This window comes from Mesorhizobium sp. M4A.F.Ca.ET.090.04.2.1 (assembly GCF_003999085.1).
Lineage (GTDB): Bacteria > Pseudomonadota > Alphaproteobacteria > Rhizobiales > Rhizobiaceae > Mesorhizobium.
In genome coordinates this window covers 1-3,905 of the sequence record NZ_RZOT01000559.1, presented here as the reverse complement: position 1 = coordinate 3,905, position 3,905 = coordinate 1, and the positions used below count along the sequence as shown (strand labels likewise).

The window sequence follows — 3,905 nt, the reverse complement described above, 5'->3', positions numbered from 1 at the left end:
CTGCCAGTCCGGTGGAAGCCTTGAGAATTCGCAAGGATCATTTCCTGAGGCTTATGAAGGAGTTCCCGGAAATGACCATCGAGATGGTTCGGGTTCTTGCCGATCGCCTGAGCCATACGACCGCGGATCTGATCGATGCACGAAGCGCCAAATAACGAATGATTTGCGCTCGATCCTTCGCCGTGATGGCACTGGCCCTCTCACGGACAAGGTCACCAGGAGGAAGACCTGTCTCGCCTAGCAGCAGTTGTTTGGCTACGATGGCCGAGGGGGACTACGAAGGGCTTGCATGGACGACGACGTTTTCCTGGTCAGGTTTTGGGGCGTGCGCGGCAGCATTTCGGTATCGGGGCCAGAATTCTCTCGCTATGGCGGCAACACAAACTGCATTGAGATGCGATGCGGTAAGCATACGCTTCTGTTCGACGCGGGCTCTGGCTTGCGGCCTGCCGGCTGGGCGCTTCGGGCGTCGGGCGTGACCGATACCGACCTGTTTTTCACCCATTGCCATTACGATCACATCATCGGGCTGCCGGCTTTTAAGCCGATCTATGACCGGAGCGTCAAAATCAGGCTCTGGTCCGGGCATCTTGCAGGACGCATGACGACGCGGCAGATGGTAGATGAGTTCATGCGGCCGCCTTGGTTTCCGGTGAGACTGGACGTCTGCAAGGCAAGCCTCGACTACCGCGATTTCGTATCCGGAGACGTGCTTCGGCCGCGCCAAGGGGTGGTGATCCGAACCGGCAGTCTCACCCATCCCGGTGGCTGCATCGGCTACCGGGTCGAATGGGGTGGCCGCGTCGTTGCGGTGATCACAGACACTGAGCACGAGCCGGGCAAACTCGATCAGGCGGTGCTCGGCCTGATCGAAGATGCCGACCTCGTCATTTACGATTGCACCTACACCGAGGAGGAAATGGAGCGCTATCGCGGCAACGGGCACTCGACATGGCAACAGGGCGTCAAGCTCTGTGAGGCCGCCGGCGCGCGGGGGCTTGCGCTGTTTCACCACGATCCGTCGCGCACCGACGATGAGTTGGACGAGATGGAGAAATTGGCCAAAGACAGGTTTGCCGGCGCGTTTGCCGCCCGGGATGGCCAGACGCTCAAATTTCCAGTCTCATTGCGGAAAAAGCGCTGAACTATTTTCCTTTGCCGGCGCAGCGCCCGATCAATGTCCTGACCGGAAGCCATACACAGGCCTCAGTCTGTGTGGTGACTGTGAGCAGCCGTTCGAGGAAAAGCCAGGCCGATTCATCATGCACGAGATGGTGGGTGAGCAGGCCGACCGGTTGGCCGCCGTCGAATGCATGCCGCAGTTGCGCGATGATGGCCTGAACCAACAGGCCATGATCGCGGCAACCGCGCGTGCCATGCCAATCCATGATGTCGACATTGCTGTTGATGACCGCCAGCGAAGCCGGCTTCGGCGGCCCATAGACCGACAATGCGGCAAATCCTATCGATCCGAGGTCGGGTACCAAGCCGGCGTCGATCCTGTTCCAGGGTGGCACCAGCATCGGAACGGCACGTGCGCCGTGCAGGCCGGCTACGTGCGACAGCCCACGGGCCAGCTCATCGAGCACCGCCTCGCGTGGCCGATGCGGGCCGAGCTCCTGCTTTTTCTGGTCCCCGGGCGCATGATTTCGGTGCGCCCAGCCATGGATGGCGACCGTGGCATGCGGCGTCTCGTCAAGCCGGGCGACAAGCTTCTCATCAGTCAGGGCCGGAATCACGGCCAGGGTGACCGGAATCGCGAATTCACCGGTGAGGTCGAGCAGCCTATCAAGCGCAGGCGTCGGATCCACGGCGTCATCGTCGCGCAGCCAGAACTCTGCCTTACGGCCCGCTCGTTGCAGGCTCGCCAGTTCCTCCACCAAGGGTTGCCAGATCTGATCGGGTGTCATGAAATCGGGATCTTCGCAAGAAGTCCGGCCAGACGCGCCGCCGCAACACCGAGGGAACGTTCTTCAAGGATGAAACGTCTGGCTTGTGCGGCCATGATGGTTCTTTCGTCGCTACGGGTCAGAAGCCTTTCAATGGCAGAAGCGAATGCCGCCACATCGCCCGGCGGCGTGAGAAACCCGGCTTGGCCATCCCGCACGACCTCCGGCACCCCGGCGATGTCCTGCGCCACCACTGGAAGGCCGGCGGCCTGTGCTTCAAGATAGGCAACGCCATAGGCCTCGCCGAAACCCGGCCAGACGTAAATTCCCCCACTGTACAGGACATCCGGTACGGCGGCTGGCTCAATCGCGCCAAGCCATTCGATACGGTCGGCGGGCAAGCCGGCGAATTGCGCTTTGACCTCTTCACGGGCAGGCCCGTCCCCGACGACAGACATGGTCCAGGGCAGGTGGCCGATCGAACCGAGCGCCTGCGCCAGCATGCGATAGCTTTCGACTTTGTCGCCCGGCCGCATCATGGCGACGGTAACTAGCCGCGTCGAACAACCCCGCGCCGGCGTTTCCCGGAATGCCGATGTGTCGATGAAGGGCGGAAGCATGCCGAGAGCGGCGTCGGGTATCGCATCTGCCAGTCCCTGACGATCCCTTTGCGTGAAGCAGATGTTCAGCGCCGCCTGTTCGACGGCTCGCGCCACCAACGCTTGCGTATCGGCCCACAAACCGGCGTTGCGCCGCCTCGAATAGGAGGCTTCCGCCGTCACATAGGGGACGGCAAAGGCCGACGCCAGTTCGGGTCCGATCAGGTCGGGCGCCTTGTAGTAGAGATGATAGGAGAACCAGAGATCGGGCTTGCCGTCACGATCCCAAAGTCTTGTCAGCCGCGCGGCTTCCTCTCGGGCTTCGATCTTGAGCGCATCGAAACTTTTCGACTCCGGTTCGCTTAGATAGAAGCGTATTTCGGATGCCAGTTCGACGCTATGCCCTCCATGTTCCAGCGCCTTGACCAGCGTCCGTGCCATCTGGCGGTCGCCGGAGGCAACGGGATGATTGGGTGACTTCAGCGGCGCGTAAAAGGCAATTCGCATTTCCGGACCCTATCATCGCAAAGCCAGCGCAAGTCAATTTCGAGCACGATCGACTTCACCTTCAAGCAGTGGAATGTGCTATTTGATGCTCATGGAAACAGCCGCCGCGTCCGACCCGTTTGTCGCTTCTCTGCCGGTCTTCGCAAAGTTCGAAAGCGTTGCCGATATCGACAACTACAAGCCTCTCCCCGATGGCTGGGCTCTGGCCACGGCCGACATCGTCGGCTCGACCAGGGCGATCGAGGCAGGGCGCTATAAAACCGTCAACATGGCCGGCGCCAGCGTCATTTCGGCGCTGCTCAACGCGCTGGGTCGGCAAGACCTTCCCTTTGTCTTCGGCGGCGACGGCGCGCTCGTGGCGTTTCCCGGCTCGGCGCTGGAGGTTACCCGCAACGCGCTGGCGGCTGTCCAGAGATGGGTGGCAGACGAGCTGGACCTCACCTTGCGTGCTGCAATCGTGCCGATAAAAGATATAAGAGCGCAAGGCCGCGACGTCCGCGTGGCGAGGTTTCAAGCCTCAGAAGCGGTCTTCTATGCCATGTTCGCCGGCGGAGGCGGCAGTTGGGCTGAAGCCGAGATGAAAGCGGGGCGCTACCGCATCGATCCTGCGCCGGCTGGCGCGCGGCCGGATCTGACCGGCCTGTCCTGCCGCTGGAACCCGATCGAAGCCCGGCATGGCGAAATCGTCTCGATCATAGCCATACCGGGGGCGTCGCGTGACTTGCGCGGTTTTCAGTTTCTGGCGTCCGACATCATCGCCCTTGCCGGCAGGCAGGAACGCGATGGCCACCCGGTACCGGTGAACGGGCCGGACTACAGTCTGCTGCCTGCCGGCCTCGATATCGAGGCGCGCGCCACGGCGCCGGCAGGACGGCGGTGGTTAACGAAGCTGTGGGTAATGTTCCTGATG

Annotated in this window: 4 protein-coding genes and 1 pseudogene; 3 read left to right on the top strand and 2 right to left on the bottom strand. The window is 61.9% G+C overall.

Features of this window, described 5'->3' with window-relative positions; all coding sequences use genetic code 11:
* Nucleotides 1-155 (top strand): annotated as a pseudogene (locus EN781_RS35555) (cyclic nucleotide-binding protein); the annotation flags it as partial.
* Nucleotides 156-289: 134 nt separating this feature from the next.
* Nucleotides 290-1,144, top strand: a complete 855-nt coding sequence (locus tag EN781_RS28015; protein WP_127400535.1) for an MBL fold metallo-hydrolase — start codon at nucleotides 290-292, stop codon at nucleotides 1,142-1,144.
* 1 nt (nucleotide 1,145) lies between these two features.
* Here EN781_RS28015 and EN781_RS28010 read toward each other — a convergent pair whose 3' ends face one another.
* Both EN781_RS28010 and EN781_RS28005 read right to left on the bottom strand, forming a co-directional pair.
* Nucleotides 1,146-1,910 carry a polysaccharide deacetylase family protein gene (locus EN781_RS28010; protein ID WP_126058882.1) on the bottom strand — a complete coding sequence of 255 codons (765 nt, stop codon included), beginning with the start codon at nucleotides 1,908-1,910 and terminating at the stop codon, nucleotides 1,146-1,148.
* The gene (locus EN781_RS28005) at nucleotides 1,907-2,995 is read right to left on the bottom strand and encodes a glycosyltransferase family 4 protein (protein ID WP_126058883.1); all 1,089 of its coding nucleotides are present in this window, start codon (nucleotides 2,993-2,995) and stop codon (nucleotides 1,907-1,909) included. Before EN781_RS28005 ends, EN781_RS28010 begins: the two co-directional genes overlap by 4 nt.
* A 73-nt stretch (nucleotides 2,996-3,068) precedes the next feature.
* Between EN781_RS28005 and EN781_RS28000 the strand changes: the two genes are divergently transcribed.
* Nucleotides 3,069-3,905 (top strand): DUF3095 family protein (locus EN781_RS28000; RefSeq protein WP_127400534.1); only part of this gene is annotated, 837 nt, incomplete at its 3' end.

What these genes read in the sequence shown, in the direction of transcription:
- EN781_RS28015 (WP_127400535.1), top strand. Translation starts at nt 290, where the DNA reads ATGGACGACGACGTTTTCCTGGTCAGGTTTTGGGGCGTGCGCGGCAGC.
- EN781_RS28010 (WP_126058882.1), bottom strand. Translation starts at nt 1,910, where the DNA reads ATGACACCCGATCAGATCTGGCAACCCTTGGTGGAGGAACTGGCGAGC.
- EN781_RS28005 (WP_126058883.1), bottom strand. Translation starts at nt 2,995, where the DNA reads ATGCGAATTGCCTTTTACGCGCCGCTGAAGTCACCCAATCATCCCGTT.